The 20,519-nt window shown below is 65.9% G+C and carries 16 protein-coding genes; 11 read left to right on the top strand and 5 right to left on the bottom strand.

Features of this window, described 5'->3' with window-relative positions:
* Window positions 1–51: 51 nt before the first annotated feature.
* Genes QYM46_RS14925 through QYM46_RS14935 form a run of 3 tightly spaced genes read right to left on the bottom strand, consistent with a single transcriptional unit; the run spans window position 52 to window position 2,702 of the window.
* Window positions 52–276 carry a DUF2795 domain-containing protein gene (locus tag QYM46_RS14925; protein WP_169253050.1) on the bottom strand — a complete coding sequence of 75 codons (225 nt, stop codon included), beginning with the start codon at window positions 274–276 and terminating at the stop codon, window positions 52–54.
* Window positions 277–324: 48 nt separating this feature from the next.
* Entirely contained in the window at window positions 325–1,455 is a 1,131-nt protein-coding gene (locus QYM46_RS14930; RefSeq protein ID WP_432789588.1) for an aldo/keto reductase, read from the bottom strand.
* A 53-nt stretch (window positions 1,456–1,508) separates the two neighbouring features.
* On the bottom strand, window positions 1,509–2,702 hold the full coding sequence (locus QYM46_RS14935; protein ID WP_432791746.1) for a dicarboxylate/amino acid:cation symporter: 1,194 nt from the start codon (window positions 2,700–2,702) through the stop codon (window positions 1,509–1,511).
* A gap of 293 nt (window positions 2,703–2,995) precedes the next feature.
* Between QYM46_RS14935 and QYM46_RS14940 the strand changes: the two genes are divergently transcribed.
* From QYM46_RS14940 to QYM46_RS14970, 7 genes are all read left to right on the top strand, one after another.
* Window positions 2,996–4,126 (top strand): magnesium and cobalt transport protein CorA, encoded by a 1,131-nt coding sequence (locus QYM46_RS14940; protein WP_432789589.1) that lies wholly within the window; start codon window positions 2,996–2,998, stop codon window positions 4,124–4,126.
* Window positions 4,127–4,251: 125 nt separating this feature from the next.
* Window positions 4,252–5,127 (top strand): glycerophosphodiester phosphodiesterase, encoded by an 876-nt coding sequence (locus QYM46_RS14945; RefSeq protein WP_432789590.1) that lies wholly within the window; start codon window positions 4,252–4,254, stop codon window positions 5,125–5,127.
* A gap of 89 nt (window positions 5,128–5,216) precedes the next feature.
* Entirely contained in the window at window positions 5,217–5,978 is a 762-nt protein-coding gene (locus tag QYM46_RS14950; RefSeq protein ID WP_432789591.1) for a pyrimidine reductase family protein, read from the top strand.
* Window positions 5,975–6,481 (top strand): flavin reductase family protein, encoded by a 507-nt coding sequence (locus tag QYM46_RS14955; RefSeq protein ID WP_432789592.1) that lies wholly within the window; start codon window positions 5,975–5,977, stop codon window positions 6,479–6,481. Before QYM46_RS14950 ends, QYM46_RS14955 begins: the two co-directional genes overlap by 4 nt.
* A 285-nt stretch (window positions 6,482–6,766) precedes the next feature.
* On the top strand, window positions 6,767–8,905 hold the full coding sequence (locus QYM46_RS14960; protein ID WP_432789593.1) for a catalase: 2,139 nt from the start codon (window positions 6,767–6,769) through the stop codon (window positions 8,903–8,905).
* 399 nt (window positions 8,906–9,304) lie between these two features.
* Window positions 9,305–10,738 carry an MFS transporter gene (locus tag QYM46_RS14965; RefSeq protein ID WP_432789594.1) on the top strand — a complete coding sequence of 478 codons (1,434 nt, stop codon included), beginning with the start codon at window positions 9,305–9,307 and terminating at the stop codon, window positions 10,736–10,738.
* Window positions 10,739–10,840: 102 nt separating this feature from the next.
* Window positions 10,841–12,427 carry an FMN-binding glutamate synthase family protein gene (locus QYM46_RS14970; protein WP_432789595.1) on the top strand — a complete coding sequence of 529 codons (1,587 nt, stop codon included), beginning with the start codon at window positions 10,841–10,843 and terminating at the stop codon, window positions 12,425–12,427.
* Window positions 12,428–12,452: 25 nt separating this feature from the next.
* Here the strand turns inward: QYM46_RS14970 and QYM46_RS14975 are convergent, their stop codons facing one another.
* Window positions 12,453–14,930: an ATP-dependent DNA ligase gene (locus QYM46_RS14975; protein ID WP_432789596.1), complete on the bottom strand. Its 2,478-nt coding sequence runs from the start codon at window positions 14,928–14,930 to the stop codon at window positions 12,453–12,455.
* 216 nt (window positions 14,931–15,146) lie between these two features.
* On the opposite strand from QYM46_RS14975, the gene QYM46_RS14980 reads away from it, so the two are divergent.
* The 4 genes from QYM46_RS14980 to QYM46_RS14995 are packed head-to-tail and all read left to right on the top strand — an operon-like array spanning window position 15,147 to window position 19,417.
* The gene (locus tag QYM46_RS14980) at window positions 15,147–15,659 is read left to right on the top strand and encodes a (2Fe-2S)-binding protein (protein ID WP_432789597.1); all 513 of its coding nucleotides are present in this window, start codon (window positions 15,147–15,149) and stop codon (window positions 15,657–15,659) included.
* The gene (locus QYM46_RS14985; protein ID WP_432789598.1) at window positions 15,656–16,690 is read left to right on the top strand and encodes an FAD binding domain-containing protein; all 1,035 of its coding nucleotides are present in this window, start codon (window positions 15,656–15,658) and stop codon (window positions 16,688–16,690) included. Before QYM46_RS14980 ends, QYM46_RS14985 begins: the two co-directional genes overlap by 4 nt.
* Entirely contained in the window at window positions 16,683–18,755 is a 2,073-nt protein-coding gene (locus QYM46_RS14990; protein ID WP_432789599.1) for a xanthine dehydrogenase family protein molybdopterin-binding subunit, read from the top strand. The genes QYM46_RS14985 and QYM46_RS14990 overlap by 8 nt, the downstream gene beginning before the upstream one ends.
* Entirely contained in the window at window positions 18,752–19,417 is a 666-nt protein-coding gene (locus QYM46_RS14995) for a nucleotidyltransferase family protein (protein WP_432789600.1), read from the top strand. The genes QYM46_RS14990 and QYM46_RS14995 overlap by 4 nt, the downstream gene beginning before the upstream one ends.
* On the opposite strand, the gene QYM46_RS15000 is transcribed toward QYM46_RS14995, so the two are convergent.
* Window positions 19,401–20,519 (bottom strand): XdhC family protein, encoded by a 1,119-nt coding sequence (locus QYM46_RS15000; RefSeq protein ID WP_432791747.1) that lies wholly within the window; start codon window positions 20,517–20,519, stop codon window positions 19,401–19,403. The genes QYM46_RS14995 and QYM46_RS15000 overlap by 17 nt on opposite strands.

Raw genomic sequence — 20,519 nt, forward strand, 5'->3', positions numbered from 1 at the left:
CCTTCTTCCGATTCGCTGTCTTCTGTCACTTCGTCAGTGCGCTGGCCGATCTCATCGGTGCACACCTCCGGGTGCGTCGCCTTCGGGCTCCTGCGGCACGGCCTCGACGACATCGTCCTTGTTCTCGAACTGCCGATCCGGCAGAACCCGCAGAGCCTGAAGCGTCTTCGCCGTGGCCGAGCGTTCGGTCGCATAGTCGATGAGCTCGGTCTTCGAAGCGGGGAATTCCATCCCCTGCAGGGCCTTCTCTGCACGAAGTTCGTCACGTGTGGTCATCGGTGTTTCTCCTTCATCTGTGATTCGTATCTGTGTTGTCGCGTTGAACTATTGCTCGTCCCCGAAGACATGGCGACGCTGCTCGGCGTGGAACTCAGCCTCGGCGGGCTCGGGCCGGTCCTGCGCTGTCATCATTCTGTGCCAATGCGGATAATACGCAGGCAGCTGAGACGCCACGGTGATCCGATCCCGGGCTTCGGCCGGAAGCGTCAGCTCCGCGGCATCCAGATCCTCGGTGAGATGGTCGAACTTCCGGGCCGCGATCACCGTGCCGTCCACACCCGGGCGATCAAGGATCCAGGAGATCACGACCTGCGGGATCGACCAGTCCAGCTCGTTCGCAATCTGAGCGAAGAGTTCGATGAGATCATAGGCCCGCTTCTCATCAGTGACGTGGGGCTCCGGCCAACCGGTACCCTGACGGGTGTCCGAGGGCGTCTGCCGGCCTCGTCTGACCTTCCCATTGAGGAGACCTTCCCCCAGCGGGCTCCAGCCGAAGGTCGCCACGTCCAGGTCACGGGCAGCCGGGATCATCTCGTATTCGATCTCGCGTGCCTCGGGGGTGTAGTACACCTGCTGGGAGATCGGACCTTCGAGGCCCGCCAGCTGCGCTTCGTAGACGGTCTTCGTCAGCTGCCAGGCACTGAAGTTCGAGACTCCCCAATACCGGATCTTCCCGGCCCGGATCATCTCGTTGGCGGTGGCGATGGTCTCCGTGATCGGCGTCTGCCCGTCCCATTGGTGGATGTAGAGCAGATCGAGATGATCGGTGCGCAGTCGTTCGAGACTGTCCTCGACTGCTCGCATCAGATGCTGTCTGCTTGCCCCGGAGTCGTTCGGGCCTTCTCCGGTGGGCATCCGCGCCTTGGAGGTGAGGATGACTTCATCGCGTTTGTCGCCCATGATCTCGCCGAGGACTCTTTCCGCGTCCCCGGCCGAGTAGAGGTTGGCTGTATCGATGAAGTTCACTCCACGGTCCAGGGCTTCGCGGAACTGGCGTCGAGCGTCATCTCCGCAGACCCCTGCGATCCTCTCGAATCCGCCACCGGATCCGAAGGGAATGGTCCCCAGAGCCAGCCGTGAGACGCGCAGGCCTGAGTTCCCGAGTCGGGTGTAGTCCATGAGCAGCTCCTCCTCGCCGTATCTTCGGGTGAGCACGTGTGCGGACTGTGCCCTCACGCTTTCAGAATGACGGAGCCTTCGCTACCCCTCCCGTGATTCGAGTGAAAGGGCTACAATCCTCGGCTGCCCTGGCTGATCCGCTTCTCACTCTTGTCGATGAGGTGGACTCCGACGAGGTCGCCGGTGATGTTGATCATCGTCGCCCCCATTCCGAGCAGAACGTCGACACCGGCGACCAGAGCGACGGTCTCGAGCGGGAGACCGGCTTGCTGCAACAGGATCGTCAATCCGATGAGTCCGGCGCCGGGGACTCCTGCGGTGCCGATCGAGACGAACGTGGCCGTGAGGACGATCGCGCCGAGTTCGAGCACGGACATGTCATGGCCGACGATATTGGCAGCCAGCACCACCGACGCCCCCAGACGGATGACCGCCCCGTCCATGTTGATGGTCGCACCCAATGGGATGACGAAGCCTGCGACCTCTTGGCGGATGTTTGCTTTCCTCGTCGCCTCCAGCGACACAGGGATCGTCCCTGAGCTGCTCTGAGTCGTGAACGCCGTGGCCATCGGCGCACCGGCGACGCGGAAGAATCCGCCGACCGGAATCCGATTGAGCAGCAGCAGCGGAATATAGACGAGGAGGATCTGCGCTGCCAGACCGGTGTAGACGACGCCGGTCAGTTTGCCCAGGGCCGCCAGTGCATCGAGTCCTTGGCTGCCGATATCGCTCGCCACCAGGGCTGCGATACCGAACGGCGCAAATTGGAGTATCCCTGCAAGGATGCGGAACGTCATCTCCTTGGCCGCGAGTACGAGGTCGTACACGAGCTTCCCGAAGCCGGAGATCGTCGAATCGGACGAGCGGCGCATGCCTGCCATCGTGAGGCCGACGATCATGGCCACGAATATCAGAGCGAGGATGTTGCCGTCGACCAGAGCCTTGAAGATGTTCTCGGGGAATATGCCGACGAGCTGGTCGACGAATGAGGGGGCCTCGGGTGTCTCTGCGCCCTTTTCAGGGCGCTGGAGCCCGGTCCCCGGTTTGACCAGAAGCGCCAGGGACAGGCTGATGACGACGGCGGCGATCGTCGTGAGGATGTAGAAGGCGAAGGTCTTGAAGGCGACCCTGACGAGGTTTCCGGGGCGCGTGCTGTTGACCGCGTCGATCAGCGTCACCATGATGATCGGGATGACGATCAGCTGGAGGAGGTTGAGCAGGATGTCACCGATCGGTGACAGCGCCTGCGCCTTCTCTCCGAAGACGAAGGCAACGATGAGTCCGAGGACGAACCCGGCCGTCATCTTCAAGAAGAGTGCTGTATCCCGGTAGCGGCGCCAAAGGCGGAGGAATATTCGTGGCATGATCTACGGCTCCGTGCTCTCATGCTCCTCGTGGTGGGCTTCCGGTCCGCGACGATGCCGACCGGTTGCCACTCTAACCCCATCTGCGCACGGGCGCAGTCAGAGATTTGGCGCAGGCACCGCACCCGGTCTGAGAATTCGACGATAAAGCATTTCGCCTCCCACTTGCTGCGTCCTGAGGACGACATAGGTGTGCAGTACCGTTGAGGAGCTGTCAGAGGAAAGGGAGCACAATGGCAAGAGTCCGCAGAGACAAGCCCGCACGACCGTCACTGCGCAAGCGACCGGCGGTCGGGTCAGAAGCGAAGTCCACCGAGGCACCGACGCTGTTCAGCCGCCGCATCATCGACAGTGAACCGCGGGAGATGAACGTCGTCCGGTCCTTCGCCGACGCGCTGTCTGCACATGCCCCGGACGGCTCCGGCTCGTCCGTTCCCGGTTCGATCACGCAGATCGTCATCCCCAGGCCCGCTCCCGGGCTGTTCGCGGAGGTCGCCTCGACGTGGGACCTGCATCCGGTTCTCGTCGATGACCTCTTCCATGCGAACCAGCGGGCCAAGGTCGAGCGATACGGTGATGTGCTCTTCGTCGTCCTCAAATCGGCGGTCTACATCGACGCGAAAGAGGAAGTCGATTTCAACGAGTTCCACTTGCTGATGAAGGACGACGTTCTCGTCATCATCTGCCAGGGAGACCGGTTCATCGACGGCACTCCGATTCCGCCGGACACAGATGGAATCCAGGAGTACTTCACGAACGAGAAGCGCAGCTGGACGAAAGACCGCGAGCTGCTCGCCCTCGGCCCCGAGGCTCTCATCTACCGCCTGCTCGATACCGCAGTCGATGGGTACTTCCCCGTCCTCGACGGACTGCAGGATGACAAGGACGGAATCGAACGTCAGGTGTTCAGCGGGGACACCGCCGCAGCCGAGCGCATCTACCTCCTCAGCCAAGAGGTCATCGATGTCCTCCACAATTCGACCCATCTCAATCGCCTGACGCAGGCACTGGGCAATGGTGCAGCCAAGTACGCGATCCCCGATGAGCTGCGCGCCTATCTCGATGACGTCACCGACCACCTCACCCGGGTTCTCGCCGAGGCGGGCGAGCTGCGAGAGTCCCTGTCGCAGATCCTCAACGTCAACTCCACCCTCGTCGCGCAGCGGCAGAACGAGGATATGAAGAAGATCTCCGGGTGGGCGGCGATCCTCTTCGCGCCCACCCTCGTCGGAGCGATCTACGGTATGAACTTCGACGATATGCCCGAGCTGCATTGGGCCTTCGGCTATCCGATGGCGCTGGGGCTCATGCTCGGGCTGGGCGTCGTGCTCTATGTCGTCTTCCGCGTCAAGAAGTGGATGTGACGAGGTGACCTGACGGGGCGGCCGCCTCGGCGCAGGTCTTCATTTCCCACCCGTTCGCCCACTGGGCCGATGACGTTCACGGCGTCGTCGCCCCTCGATCACTTGGGCTTCGTAGCGTCGCGGACGTGAAGACACAGACAGAGACATCCACACGCACCCGTCCGTTCACGATTCTCGCCGCTGCGGTTCTCGCGGCCTCGGCCACCGTCGGTGCCGGTCTCGCCCCGGCGGCGGCTACCGGGCTCGGCTCCGCCGGTGACGCTCCGGGGCTCGGCTCCGCAGGCGATTACACTGCCCCTGACAGGGTCGCCGACCTCGACTTCCCGACCACGATCTCCCACCGAGGCGGCGCCGAGGTCTACCCGGAGGAATCCATGGAAGGGTTCACCGCCTCGGCGAAGGACGGATTCCTCCCCGAGATGGACATCCAGTTCCTCGCAGACGGCACCCCCGTCCTCATCCACGACGACACCGCCGACCGCACCCTCAGCGGCGCAACCGGGCCCATCCGGGACCTCAGCCGTGAGGAATGGGACTCCGCCACCATCAAGCATCCGACCGGCGGAGAAGAAGCCGCCACCGTCACCCTCGACGAACTCCTCGACGAAATGGGCGGCGAGGTCGTCATGGTGCCCGAGATCAAGCCCGGAGCCACCCCCGACGAGGTCGACCGCGTCCTCGACGAATTCGACGAACGCGGGCTCAAGGACTCCCTCGTCGTCCAGTCGTTCGACTTCGACGCGGCGAAGGCGATCGCCGACCGCGGCTACACCTCGCTCTACCTCATGGGGTCGACCATGCCGAAGGAATCACCGGCCGAGATCAGGGACGCCGGAATCGAATGGGTCGGGCCGAGCAAGAACCTGCCGACGAACAAGATGCGCGAGCTCGACAAGGCCGGGTTCCACGTCGCTCCCTATACGCTCGAGACCGCGAAGGACGGGCACCGACTGCCCGGATTCATCGACGGCTACTTCACCGACGACGCCTGGACGAACTGAGTCCCTCGACCAACGGGTAGTCAGCGGCTCCGGGTGAGAGTGAGAAAATCGGCGGCTCCGGTGACTGCGACCTTCAGTAGACTGCACGGATGGAGCCACTCGAACGCAGCGCCCCGCTCCCGGACCCGCTGACACCCTATCTCGAGGTCGACCGCACCCAGCCGCGGCACGAATGCTGGGTGACCGGACACATGGTGGCCGGTCTCGACGGCACGGCCGCCATCAACGGACGCGTCGGCGCGCTGTCGACAGAACCGGATCAGAACCTGTTTCGGCGGATGCGGCAGATCGCCGATGTCGTCATGGTCGGCGCGCAGACGGTCCGCAGCGAAGGCTATGCGCCGATGCGGCTGAGCGAGTCCGCCCGAGCGCAGCGCCGAGATCGGGGCCAGTCCGAGATGCCGCCGGTGGCGGTGGTCAGTCGCAGCCTCGACCTCGACTGGTCCTCACCGGTCTTCGCCGGAGCCCCGGAGCACGCACGCACCATCGTCATCACCTGTGCGAAGGCCGATCCCGAGCAGCTGGCCGCCGCGGAACAGGCCGCCACGATCATCATCGCCGGCGAAGATCGCGTCGAACCGGCGAAGGCCCTGCAGGCCCTGGCCGGTCTCGGCTACCAGGTCGTGCTCTGCGAAGGCGGGCCACGATGGCTCGGAGAGCTCGTCGCCGCCGACCGCCTCGACGAACTGTGCCTGTCGATCTCACCGATGATGGGAGGCGATCCGCTGCCCGTGAGCGTCGCGCCGCCGGGAGCCGGCATCGCAGACTTCTCGCTGAAATCGACGATGGTCGCCGACGACACCCTCTTCCTCCGCTATGAGTCGAAGACGCCGGAGGACGGACGGTTATGAGCACCGCTCTCGACGACCTCATGGGATCGGTCGATTCCCCGCTCATCGTCGTCACCACCTCGGCGGAGGGTGAACGGGCCGGCTGTCTGGTCGGTTTCCATTCGCAGGCGAGCATCGATCCGGAGCACTACTGCTTCTGGCTGTCGAAGGCCAACCACACCTACCGGGTGGCGCTGCGAGCCGATCACTTCGCCGTCCATTTCCCCACCACCGCCGACCGCGAACTGGCGCGGTACTTCGGGTCGCGTTCCGGATCGGACATGGACAAATTCACCGGACTGGACTTCGCTCTCTCCGACGACGGCGTTCCACTGCTCGCAGACCTTCCGAATCGCCTCCTCGTCGAACGAGTCGCGATGCTTGACGACGGAGGCGATCACGTCTGCACTACGGCACGTGTGTCTTCGGTGGAGGTCGCGGACGGCTTCACTCCCCTGCGGCCATCACAGTTGGGTGATCTCACTCCCGGACACGGCAACGAGGAAAGGGCGATCCGCCCATAAGGGGAATCGCGAGCCCGCCATGCGGAGATGAGTCCCGTCGTCCGCGGGCCGGTCTGCAGCCAGCAAAGTTGGAGCAGGCGGATCCCCGGTCCGCCGGGGCTCCGGTCTGTCCGGATCTGCGATCGGCAGGTTCCGAATTGTGATCGGACCATTCCCACCCAACCAGCACAAGCCCCAACACCATAGCCGAAGGAACCGGCTTTCGTAAGGGGGATTGTTCGTCTTCCCCCGTGGAAATACGGTGACCACGTGGACAAGAATCACTCAACGATGAGGACAGGTGCCATGTCATCCGAAACTCCGATAGTTCCCGGCAAACCCACATCACAGACCCCGAACCTCGAGGAGCCCACGACCCCGCAGGGCCCGCCTGAGACGAAGCCGGACCAGCGCGGGCCCCAACCGACGACGCCGACAGGCGCGAAGAGCAACGACGCCGGTTCGGGGCAGGCTCAACAGGGCGACTACCACACCACCGCCCAAGGCGGTCGTCTACGCGATACCAACCACTCGCTCAAGGCAGGGCCTCGCGGGCCCGTGCTGATGCAAGACCACCACCTGCGGGAGAAGATCACTCACTTCGACCATGAGCGCATCCCGGAACGCGTCGTTCACGCCCGCGGCGCCGCCGCGCACGGGTTCTTCCGCGCCTACGACGGAGCCGAGGCGGTGACGAAAGCCACATTCCTGCAGAAAGATGCGGTGACCGAAGTGTTCACCCGCTTCTCCACGGTCGTCGGATCACGCGGCTCGGCCGACGTCGCACGCGATACGCGCGGATTCGCGACGAAGTTCTACACCTCCGACGGTGTCTTCGACCTCGTGGGAAACAACTTCCCCGTCTTCTTCATCCAGGACGCGCTGAAGTTCCCCGACATCATCCACGCGGCCAAACCGCAGCCTGACCGCGAGATCCCGCAGGCTCAGAGCGCCCACGACACCTTCTGGGACTTCGTGTCGCTGCACACTGAGGCGACGCACCACACGATGTGGCAGATGTCCGACAGGGCGATCCCCCGATCATTCCGAATGATGGAGGGGTTCGGGGTCAACACCTTCCGAATGGAGAACGCCGCTGGTGAGACATCTTTGGTGAAGTTCCATTGGAAGCCCGAGAACGGCGTGCACTCGCTGCTCTGGGAAGAAGCGCAGCTGGTCAACGGATTCGACCCCGATTTCCACCGACGCGATCTTGCCGACGCCATCGAAAGCGGCGACTGCCCGAGATGGGAACTGGGCCTGCAGATCATGCCCGATACCGACGACCAGACGTTCGAAGGCATCGACCTCCTCGACCCGACGAAGCTGGTCCCCGAAGAACTCGCTCCGGTCCACACTGTCGGACTCCTCACCCTGGATCGCAATCCGAAGAACTACTTCGCCGAAACGGAGCAGGTTGCGTTCCACCCGGGACACCTCGTGCCGGGAATCGATGTCACCGACGATCCGCTCTTGCAGGGCCGCCTCTTCTCCTACCTCGACACACAGATCTCCCGCCTCGGAGGGCCGAACTTCTCCCAGCTGCCGATCAATCGACCGCGCTGCCCGGTCAACGATATGCTCCGCGACGGCATGCACCAGTCGGCCGTGCACACCGGTGCGGCGCCGTACAAGCCCAACTCGCTCGACGGCGGCAATCCCACCTCGGCGACCGATGCGCACGCCCTCAACGACATTCCGCAGACAGTGCCGGAGTCGGTCAGGGAACGCAGATCACCCGAATCGTTCGATGATCACTTCAGCCAACCGCGAATGTTCTGGCTGAGCCTGTCCGAGACCGAAAGAGAGCACGTGGTCGATGCCTTCGTCTTCGAACTCGGGAAATGCTATGAGGAAACGATTCGGAAGCGTCAGCTCCGCGTGCTCGCAGCGGTCGACGCTCGACTGTGCGCGGACGTGGCAGCGGGACTGGGCCTCGATCCACCGCAGCACTCGGCTCCGTCCGACGTCGCACCCAGCCCGGCACTGTCGCAGGTCGGCCGGCGATGGCCCATCGCCGGCCGGAGAGTCGGACTCGTCGTCGGCACGGACACGCCGATCGACGGAATCCAACGCGTCCACAGTCTCGTCAGAGAGAAGAAGATGCTCCCGCTGCTCGTCGCGCCGTCCGGGGGCCACTATGGAACCGGGGACTCAGCTATCCGTGTCGAACGCACCTATTCGACGATGAGGTCGGTGGAGTTCGACTCCATCATCCTCGCCGATGGAGTAGAGCCGACCACGGAGATCGCTCTGCTCGTCTCGGAATCGTGGCGACATCTCAAGCCCATCGGCGCATACGGCGACGCCTGCACTCTGTTGGACGACTGCGACTTCGAGCGCACCGCCGCCGGGGTCTGCTTCGGATCGGAGCTGGGTGAGGTCGTCGACTACATCGCGGCATCGTTGGCCGAACACCGTGTGTGGTCACGTACCGACACCTGAGCACTCGGTGTCGACCGTGCTGCGCCGGTGACAGGCATCGGCACTGTCGAAGCCATGCAGACGTGACAGCGAGGAGGGATGAAGTCCTCAGGCGGGCTCCGACCACGACGACCTCGACGGGGATGGTGCCACGGGCGGCATTGAGTCTCACCGACAGGCCGAAGCTCTCACCCTCCTTACCGATCCCGACCTGCGAGTTGACGACGAACTTCGACGTGTCAACGCCCTGCTCCTTGCCTGCGAGCCCGAGCGCGCCCTGGAAACAGGCCCCCGAGACTAACGCAGTTGCCCCGTTCCCGTAAGGGGGCGCAGACGCCCTGGTCGCAGTGCTAACCTGCCGGTCAGAATCCGTTGAGAGACCACGGAACTGAGACAACCACAGACGGGAGGACAGACGCCGTGAACGAATCCGATGAGAAGATCCCCACGCCCGACGGCATCGACATCAAGACGATGCCGGCCCGAGACAGACGCACACTCAGACGAGCCATCAGCGGGTCCGCCCTCGGCAATGCCGTCGAATGGTTCGACTACGGTGTCTACTCCTACGTCTCCGTCTACATCGCCAATGCGTTCTTCCCCGGCGAGTGGGGTGTGGCGCTGACTTTCGCCTTCCTCGCCCTCTCGTTCGTCTTCCGGCCCTTGGGCGGGTTCGTCCTCGGCCCCCTCGGCGACAAGGTAGGGCGACAGCACATCATGGTCCTCACCATCATCATGATGACCATCCCGACGACGCTGATCGGCATCCTGCCGACTTATGCCACCCTGGGTGCGTTCGCTCCCGTGCTCCTGCTGCTGTGCCGGATGGTCCAGGGCTTCTCCACGGGTGGAGAGTACGGTGGTGCGGCCGTCTACATGGCAGAGTCGGCACCGGACAAGCGCCGAGGCTTCTGCGGTTCGTTCCTCGAGCTCGGCACCTTGGCCGGAACCGCCTCGGCGGCACTGGTCTGCACCGTTCTGCTCGTCTTCGTCGGCAGCGACGGTATGGACGCCGGCTGGTGGCGGCTGCCGTTCCTGCTCACGCTCCCGCTCGGCGGGATCGCACTGTGGCTGCGGATGAAGCTCGATGAGCCCGAAGCCTTCTCCGCGGCGACGACTCGGCAGCAGACGACGAAGAAGCCCTTCCGAGATCTCTTCCGCGGTTACTCGAAGCAGATCACCATGCTCATGGCCTTCGTGGTTCTGCTCAACATCGGTCAGTACATGGTGCTCACATACATGCCCACCTACCTCAGCAGCACATTGGGCCATTCGGAGGTCGAGAGCAACTTCACGCTCGTCATCGTGCTGGCGTCGATGATGGTCGTCATCACTCCGCTGGGCCGGCTGACCGACACCATCGGGCGCAAACCGGTCCTCTACACCTCGGCGATCGGGTTCATCATCCTCTCTGTTCCCGCGTTCCTGCTCATCCAGGCCGAAGGCACCGGCCTGCAGGTCCTGGGATTGGGCATCATCGCCCTGCTCCAGGTCATGCTCCAATCCTGCGTCTCGGCGACACTGCCGGCGATCTTCCCCACGCAGGTGCGCTTCTCCGGGTTCGCCATCGGCTACAACATCTCCACGGCGATCTTCGGCGGCACGACCGCGGCGGTCAACACCTTCGTCATCCAGAAGACCGGTTTCGAACTCTTCCCCGCCGTCTACCTCGTCGCCGCCGGAGTCATCGGGCTCATCGGCATCCACTTCTTCAACGAGACAGCCGGCCGTCCCATAGACGGCACGACTCCACCCGGTTCCGAGGACGAGGAACTCGCCGAGATGGGCTATGACCTCATCGGCTTCAACGACAACGGCACCGACGACACCGAAGACAAGCAGGCTTCCCGCTGATGCTCCCGTTCATTTCCCAAGTGCTCTCAAGAGGTCCACGATGGAGTGAGGGAGACGGGGTCGTCTCGACCTCGACTCAGTACTCGGAGTGAGGAGTTTTCCATGGGGCGTTTCCTGGCGATCACGTCAGCGCTGATCGGACTGGTGGCCGCGGCCTGGGCGGCAGCCGTCGGACCGTGGGCGTGGTGGGTTCTCGGTGCGGTGGTGCTCGCCATCGTCGGCGTGGCCGCGTACGACCTGCTGCAGCGCAAGCACTCGATTCTGCGCAACTATCCGGTCGTCGGTCACCTGCGATTCCTGTTGGAGACTCTCCGACCCGAACTCCAGCAGTACTTCATCGAACGCAACTGGGACGGACGGCCCTTCGACCGAGACATCCGCTCCCTCGTCTACGAACGCGCGAAGGGAATCCACGGAGAGCTGGCCTTCGGCACCGAACGGGACGTCAACGCCGTCGGCTATGAGTTCCTCATCCACTCCACCGCACCCGTCGCGGTTCCCCACCAGACGCCTCGCGTGCAAGTGGGCGGACCCGACTGTGCCAAGCCCTACAGCATGGCGCTGCTCAACGTCTCGGCCATGAGCTTCGGATCCTTGTCGCCCAACGCGGTCAGGGCGCTCAACCGCGGTGCCGGCCTCGGCGGCTTCGCCCACGACACCGGCGAGGGCGGGATCTCCGACTACCACCTCGAGAACGGCGGCGACCTCGTCTGGGAGATCGGGTCGGGCTATTTCGGCGCGAGGGCCGACAGCGGCGACTTCGACCCCGCCCAGTTCGCCGACCAAAGCTCCCGCGACCAGGTCAAGTGCGTCTTGCTCAAACTGAGCCAGGGCGCGAAGCCCGGAATCGGAGGCGTGCTGCCCGCGGCGAAGGTCAACGCCGAGATCGCCCGGACCCGAGGCGTCCCGCAGGGAGAGAAGTGCGTGAGCCCGGCCGCCCACAACGTCTTCAGCACCCCGGTCGAACTCATCGAGTTCATCGCCCGGATGCGCGAGCTCTCGGGCGGCAAGCCTGCGGGATTCAAACTCTGCGTGGGATCCCGCACGGATGTGCTCGCGATCTGCAAGGCGATGCTCGAGGTCGGGACCGCACCCGACTTCATCATCGTCGACGGTTCCGAGGGCGGCACGGGTGCCGCTCCCCTGGAGTACGAGGATCACGTGGGCACTCCGCTGACCGACGGCCTGCTCACCGTCCACAATGCGCTGGTCGGAACAGGCCTGCGAGATCGGATCCGCATCGGCGCCAGCGGGAAGGTCGCCGCTGGCAACGACATCGTCAAACGCCTCATCCAGGGGGCAGACTATACGAACTCGGCCCGCGCCATGATGATGGCTGTCGGCTGCATTCAGGCGCAGATCTGCCATACCGGACAGTGCCCGGTCGGTGTCACCACCCAGGACCCCAAGCGGCAGAGGGCGCTGCACGTGGGTGACAAGAGCGAACGGGTGCGGAACTATCAGGAGGCGACCGTACAGCAGGCCGTGGAGATCATGGCCTCGATGGGCGTCAGCGATCCCACCGAGCTCTCCCCACAGCAGCTCCACCGCAACATCGGCCGCAACGAACACCTGTCGTACGGCGAGCTCTACGACTGGCTCGAACCAGGAGAGCTGCTGGCGCAGCCGCCCGAGTCCTGGAGCAGCGACTGGTCCAGGGCCGATTCGGGAACGTTCCGTTCGGTCTGAGCGACCGCACTTCAGCCGAGGCAGCTCAGACGCGGACATCCTCTGCGTCGATGTCGGAGCGCAGGCCGCGCCAGACCGGGTGCCGCAGGCGTCCGGCCTCGGTCAGGCCCGAGAACCGGACCTCTCCGACGAGGTCGGGTCGCACCCAGTGGGCATCTCGCGACTCGGCGGCCGGCACCGTGAGTGCCGCCGTCTTCCGCGACCGGCGGTCGAGGCTGGAGCGCAGACTCCGCAGGGCCGCCTCGTCGAACCCGGTGCCCACGCGGCCCAGGTAGTGGAGCCCGTCGTCGTCATGGGCGGCGACCAGCAGTGAGGCGAAGCTGTCCGAGCGTTCGCCTTCTCCGGTCCGCCAGCCGACGATGATGACATCACGCGTCGAAGCGTGCTTGAGCTTGGCCCAGGTGCGGGTGCGTTTTCCGGGGAGATAGACGCTGTCGGTCCGCTTCGCCATCACCCCTTCGAGGCGAAGCTTCCGGCTGGACTCGAAGGCGGCGTCGACGCTTCCTTCGAAGGCGTCGGGAACATGGATGTGCTCGCTCTCGGTCACGAGTTCGAACAGACGTTCGCGCCGTTCCGTGTAGGGGTCGCGGAGCAGCGAGGTCCCGTCGGCGAGGAGGACGTCGAAGAGCATGAGGTAGACGGGGGTGCGTCGCCGTTCTCGTTCGACGTCACGCTCCCGGCTCAGTCCCATTCTGCGCTGAAGTCTCCCGAAATCCGGTCTGCCGCCCTGCCCGAGGGCGACGATCTCCCCGTCGAGGACGCAGTCGACATCGACGCAGTCGGTCAGTTCGCGAAGCTCCGGATAGGTGCTCGTCATATCGTGGCCGTTGCGGCTGGTCAGCTCGATGCTGCTTCGGTCCCCGTCACCCGGCTGCACCCTGGCCAGGGCACGGATGCCGTCCCACTTCATCTCGAAGGCCCAGTCCTCGGCTTCCCTGCGCACGGAATCGATGTCTCCTATGCTCGCGAGCATCGGGGACAGATCCGCTGGCGCCGACTGCTTCTTCGGCTCGTCCTCCATGAGGTGGATCATCCAGTTCTTCTCCGGGTCCTTGTTCGGACCGTGGCTCCCGGTGTTGAACAGGGCGAACCGCCGCACTCCCCCGAGGCCGCCGTTCTCACGCCCGTGGAGGACCGCGATGATCTCCTTGCCCTCGCTCCACTTCTCGATGTCGCAGGTTCCGGAGTCCCAGATCTCGACGTCGCCGGCTCCGTACTCCCCTTTCGGGATCGTGCCTGCGAAGCTGCCGTATTCGAGGGGGTGATCCTCGGTCTGGACCGCCAGGTGGTTCTTCCCCGGGTCCGTCGGCGGCCCCTTCGGCAGCGCCCAGGAGACCAGCACACCGTCGTGTTCGAGTCGGAAGTCCCAGTGGAGGCTCCTCGCATGGTGTTCCTGGATGACGAAGGTCAGTTCGTCCCCGCTCGTTCCCTGTTTCGCTGGGACGGGTTCGCTCGTGCGTTTCGGGTTCCGTTTGGAGCGGTAGACCTCCAGTCGGTCGGGCTCGGCTTCCGGGTCCTCGTCCGACTTCGGGTCGGCTCGGGACCCCGAATCGGACCTCGACTCCGGCGCCGAGGCGGTTCCTCCGACCGACTCGGCGAGTGGTTCGAGGAGGTCCCCGACATCGTCGATCCGGTCGAGGATCTCCTCGAAGCGCACCTGCTCGACGGCGGCCGGGTCGTCGAATTCGTCCCACCTGCGCGGTGCGGCGACCATGGGGGTGAAGCGTCCGCGCAGAGAATACGGAGCCACCGTGGTCTTCGACGCCGAGTTCTGCGACCAGTCGATGAGGACCTTGTTCTCCCGCAGCGTCTTCTTCATCGCCGAGACGATGAGCTTCGTGTGGTCGGTTTCCAGGCTGCGGGCGAGCTCATGAGCGACGTCGGAGACGTGCTGAGAGCTCACCGAACCGTCCAGCGGTGCATACAGGTGGACGCCTTTCGATCCGCTGGTCACCGGGTAGATCTCGAGGTCCATGCCCTCGAGCACTTCGCGCACGAGCTGGGCCACCTCGATGCAGTCGGCCAGGCCGCGCCCGGGGCCGGGGTCGAGGTCGAAGACCATCCGGTCGGGGAAGCGGGTCTCCGAGCCGATCGTGCCGGGGTCCTTCGCTCCGGCGCTCACCCTCCACTGGGGCACATGGATCTCGAGCGCGGCCATCTGCGTGAGGTACGTCAGAGTCGCGAGATCGTTGACCAGGGGATAACGTTTGGTGCCGGTGGAGTGCCGGATCGCGCGAGAGCGGATCCACGACGGGGCGGAGTCCGGGAGGTTCTTCTCGAAGAACACTTCTCCGGGGTCATCGGGAGTGCCGACGCCGTCGACCCAGCGTTTGCGCGTGGCGATCCGGTCCCGGGCATGGCGGATGAGGTGCGGGGCGATCCTGGCGCAGTAGTCGAGGATCTCGCCCTTCGTCGTGCCGGTCTCCGGGTAGAGGACCTTGTCCAGATTGCTCAATGTCAGCCGATGGCCCTCGGCTGTGACCTTCTGCTCGCGGCGTGCCACTGGGCACCTCCTCCTGTGCACCGTTCGGGCTCATACCCAAGATCGTCCTTTCACGGTAGTCGGAGACAGTCATAGGCAACAGGGGGTGCGAGAGCGCCCGACCATCGCCGCTGTGGGAGTCCGACCCCGCGATGGCAAAAGCTGACCCCTCTTGTCGCGGCTTCCGAACGGGGTTAGGTTTGGCGGACGTCGACAATGCTGTCTGGAGGCTCCCACATGGGACATTCGCTGCACTTCACCGTCGACGGCCAGGAGCACACTCTGGTCGTGGATTCTAGAACCACTCTTCTCGATGCGCTGCGGGACCGGTTGGGGGTGATGTCTGCGAAGAAGGGCTGCGACCACGGCCAGTGCGGGGCCTGCACCGTCCTCGTCGACGGCCGTCGGCTCAACTCCTGCCTGGCGCTCGCGCTCACCCACGACGGCGCCGAAGTCACGACGGCCGACGGTCTGGCCCCCGAGGGTGAGCTCTCCACTCTGCATCGGGCATTCCTCGCCCACGACGCGTTCCAGTGCGGGTACTGCACACCGGGCCAGGTCTGCTCGGCCGCCGGCATGCTGGCCGAAGCCGCCGACGACGCACCGAGCGTGGTCACCGATGACCTCGAGGGACCGGTCGAGCTGTCCGAGGAGGAGATCCGCGAACGGATGAGCGGCAACCTCTGCCGCTGCGGAGCCTATGTCAACATCGTCGCGGCCGTGAGCCGAGCCGCAGAGGAGTCACGATGAATCCCTTCGACTACGAACGCGCCGCCGATGCCGCCGGCGCCGTCACGACTGTCACCGACCGTCCCGAAGCGGTGTTCCTGGCGGGAGGCACGAACCTCGTCGATCATCTCAAACTCGGAGTCGCAGAACCGGACCTCGTCGTCGACATCAACCGGCTCGAGCTCACGGAGGTCGAGGCACTCGACGACGGGGGCCTGCGGATCGGTGCGATGGTGCGCAACAGCGACGCCGCCGCCGACCCGCGCATCCGACGCGACTACCCGATGCTCTCGCGTGCCCTGCTCTCCGGTGCCTCCGGTCAGCTGCGCAACGCGGCCACGATGGGCGGGAACCTGCTGCAGCGCACCCGGTGCGTGTACTTCCAGGACACGACGACCCCCTGCAACAAACGCGAACCCGGATCCGGCTGCTCGGCCATCGGCGGCTACACCCGCTACCACGCGATCCTCGGTGTCTCAGCGGACTGCGTGGCCACGCATCCCTCGGATATGGCCGTCGCTCTGACCGTACTCGATGCCACGGTCGTCATCCTCGGTGCGACCGGTGAGCGCCGTATCCCGGTCACCGAGCTCCATCGGCTGCCCGGGGATCGCCCCGAGCAGGACACGGTCCTCGAACACGGCGAGCTCATCACCGCCCTCGAGCTCCCTCCTCCGCGCCCCGGGGCCTCGACATATCGGAAGATCCGCGACCGCGCCTCCTACGCTTTCGCTCTCGTCTCCGTCGCGGCCCGAGTCGACGTCGACACGGCAGCGCCCGCACCGGTCATCCGTGAGGCCGCGATCGCCCTCGGCGGCGTCGCCCACAAACCCTGGCGGGCCCGTGCCGCCGAGGCGGTGCTGCGCGGCGCGGAACCGAACCAGGAGATGTTCCTGGCAGCAGCCGACGCCGAGCTCGAGGCGGCCGAACCCCTCGCCGGCAACCGCTTCAAAGTCCAGATGACTCGCGGCACCATCAGCACCGTGCTCGCCGAGCTCAGCGGAGCCTCGGCGACGACGGCGGAAGCGACCACGGAGGACACTCATGAGTGACCTGCTCACGACCACAGCCGTCGGCACCCATCAGGTCCGCCTCGACGGCCCCGACAAGGTCCGCGGCCTCGCCCCCTACGCCTACGAGCACCCTCTCGACGATCCGCTCTTCCTCCACCCGCTGCAGGCGCAGATCGCCCGCGGGCGGGCAGCGCACATCGACCTCTCGGCAGCCGAAGCTGCGGAGGGGGTGGAGCATGTGCTCACCCACGACAACGCCCCCGAGCTGGCGAACACGGATGACGGTGAGCTCGCGATCCTGCGCTCTGCTGAGATCGGGTTCCGCGGCCAGTACCTCGGTGCCGTCATCGCCACCACCCCCGAGCAGGCCCGCCACGCGGCGGGCCTCGTCGAGATCACCTATGTGCAGGACGATCACGATGTCGAACTGCGAGAAGATCATCCTGATTCCCGGGAACCGGAGTCGGGCAGCGGAGATGTGCGCGCCGGCGATGTCGACGCGGCCCTCGCCGAGGCGGCCGTGGGCGTCGATGCGCGCTACAGCACTCCAATGGAGCACAACAACCCCATGGAACCGCACACCACCGTCGCCCGCTGGGACGGAGACGAACTGACCCTGTGGACCTCGACGCAGGGGGTGCATCCCGCTCGCGCGACATTGGCGCCGATCCTCGGAGTGGAGCAGGAGAAGATCCGCATCATCTCCCCGCACGTCGGCGGGGGCTTCGGCTCCAAGGGCGTCCCCCATGCGGATATGATGCTTGCGGCCCTGGCCGCGCAGGCGGTGCCGGGCCGGCCGGTGAAATACGCCGTGACCCGGCAGCAGATGTTCTCGATCACCGGCTATCGGGCTCCGACCCTGCAGCACATCCGCTTGGGAGCACGAGCCGACGGCACGCTCACGGCCTTCGCCTATGATGCGGTCTCCATGTCCTCGCAGACCAAGGAGTTCCCCGAGGAGGCGACGAAGCCGGGCCGCATGATGTACGCCGGCGACAACCGCCGCCTCACCCAGCGGGTGGTTCCGTTCGACGTGCCGGTGCCGTCATGGATGCGTGCGCCCGGTGAGGCGCCGGGCATGGTCGGACTCGAGATCGCCATGGACGAACTCGCCGCGGCCGCCGGGCTCGACCCCATTGAGCTGCGGGTGCGCAATGAGCCGACCACCGACCCGGACACCGGGCTGCCATTCAACCAGCGCCGCCTCATCGACTGCCTGCGGAAAGGTGCGGACCGCTTCGGTTGGGAGCAGCGGAATCCGCAGCCGCGCACTCGCTGGGAGAACGGGTGGCTCATCGGCATGGGGGTGGCTTCGTCGACCTATCCGGCCGGCCGGCAGCCGGGCTCCGTTGCGCGGATCCGCCGCACGCCCGAGGGCTTCGAGGTCTCGATCGGTGCCGCCGACCTGGGCACCGGGACGTGGACGGCTCTGTCTCAGGCTGCCGCGGACGCCCTCGGCGTCCCCTTCGGGCAGGTGGAGCTGCGAATCGGCGACACCGCGCTGCCGAATGCGACCGTGGCCGGCGGATCCACGGGCCTGGCGAGTTGGAGTACCGCAATCGTCGCCGCAGCGCAGGCGCTCCGTACCGAGCACGGAGCCGATCCCGCCGTCGGCGCTGAGGCCCACGGTGAGGCCGAGGCCAATCCCGCGGCGGAGAAGTTCGCCCTGCACTCCTTCGGCGCCCATTTCGCTGAGGTCCGCATCCAGCCGACCACCGGTGAGATCCGGCTGCGACGCATGTTCGGCATGTTCTCCGCCGGGCGGATCGTCAACCCGAGCACCGCACGCTCACAGTTCGTCGGCGGCATGACCATGGGCGTGGGAATGGCACTGCATGAGAAGGGCGAACTCGACCCCCGCTTCGGTCACGTCGTCAACCACGACCTCGCGGAGTATCATGTGCCCGTCAACGCCGACATCACCGACATCGAGGCGGATTGGCTCGATGAGGAGGACCCGCACGCCGGTCCTCTCGGTGCCCGCGGCATCGGTGAGATCGGCATCGTCGGTGCCGCAGCCGCGATCGCGAACGCCGCCTTCAACGCCACCGGAGTGCGAGTGCGCGATCTGCCGGTCTTCGGCGACGCGTTCCTGCCCACGTGAACGGCGGGGCCGACGCGACACGTCCGAGTCAGTCTTTCGCCGGCCAGCTTCCGAGAGGTCTCGTTCTCGCCGCCGGTGCGGGGCGACGCCTCGGCCGAGGGCCGAAGGCGCTGCTGCCGTGCGATGACGGCCTCACCCTGATCGAGTCGGTCGTCCTCGCCCTGCTCGAAGGTGGCTGCCAGGATGTCACAGTCGTCACCGGAGCCTGTGGCGAGGAGGTCGCGAGTGCGCTTGCCGGGCGTGACCGCGTGTCCATCGCCTTCAATCCTGACTGGCCTTCGGGAATGGGGACCTCGCTGCGCCGGGGTCTGCAGGCGATCGGGCCGGGACCGGATGTCATGGTCACGCCCGTGGACCGTCCAGGCATCTGTGCTGCCGAAGTCGCCCGAGTCATCGCTGCCCACAGTCCCGGTAGGATCACCGCTGCGGGCCACCGAGACTCGAAGGGGCAGCTTCGGCGCGGTCACCCCGTGCTCTTCGACGCGAGTTGGACGGGCCAGGCGGCGGCTGCCGCACACGGCGACATCGGTGCCCGTGGTCTGCTCGAAGCACACAGATCCGTCGTCGACCTCATCGACTGCTCCGATCTCGATGACGGTGCCGATGTCGATGTGCCGGCGGATCTGCACCGGCTGCGGGCCGCCGTCAGGCATCGCCGCTGAGCGGAACGACCTGTCGACGGCCGCCGCGGACGGCGAGGATCTCCGCGAGAATCGACACAGCCACCTCGGCGGGGGTGAATGTCTCGAGATCGAGACCGATCGGCGAATGCAGCCGCGCCAGCGCCGGGCTCTCCACTCCTGCTTCACGCAGGGCCGCGCGGCGGTCGCGGTCGCTGCGACGCGAACCCATCGCCCCGACATAGGCCACGTCGAGGTCGAGCGCGGCGGTCAGGGTGGGGATGTCGACCTTCGGATCGTGGCTGAGGACGCAGATCATGCTCCGGTCGTCGAGCTCACCGGTGGCGGCTGCCTCGACGAGGAATCGGTGCGGCCAGGCCCGGACCACCTCGGCGCCGGGATACGATGCCGGGTCGGCGAAGGCCGGACGGGGGTCGCACACGGTGATGCGCAGTCCCAAGGGCCTGGCCGCCTCGACGAGGGCGAGACCGAAGGCGTTGGCTCCGACCACGAGCAGATGGGCCGGGGTGATGCGGGTCTCGACGAACAGCTCGATCGGCTCGCGGCCGCCCTCCGGCGGAGCAAGCCGGACCCTGCCGGTGCGACCGCTGCGGATGAAGGCCCCGACGCGCTGGACCGCGGTCTCGACCACGGCGTCAGGCACCAGAGGCTCGAGGCTGACGGCCAACGAATCGGTGCTCTGCCCGGTACTCCCGTCCACAGCGGCGGCGGAGACAGCTGCCGCTGGGGCCCGGGCGTCGTCGGAGGGCAGCCTCAGCACCACGGCAGCCGGTTCACTGTCCGAGCGCAGGACGGGACAGCCCGAGCGGAAGGGCTGGATGAGCACGTCGATGCGGCCACCGCACATGAGCCCGACGGCAAAGGCATCCTCATCGCTGTAGCCGAAACCCTGCACCGAGGCGTCTCCGGTGGCGAGCGCGTCCCGGCACGCCTCGAGCACGGCTGCTTCGACGCAGCCGCCGGTGAGGGAGCCGACGATTCCGTCGGCGGCGTCGACGAGCATCGAGGTTCCCGCCGGGCGCGGAACCGACCCTTCGGTTGCGATGATCGTCGCGACGGCGACATCCTGCGGCTCCTGCGAGTCGAAGAGCCGGGTGGCAGCGGCGGAGAGAACGTCGAGCAT

The organism is Brevibacterium sp. K11IcPPYGO002, assembly GCF_050920635.1.
In the GTDB taxonomy this organism is placed as follows: Bacteria; Actinomycetota; Actinomycetes; order Actinomycetales; family Brevibacteriaceae; genus Brevibacterium.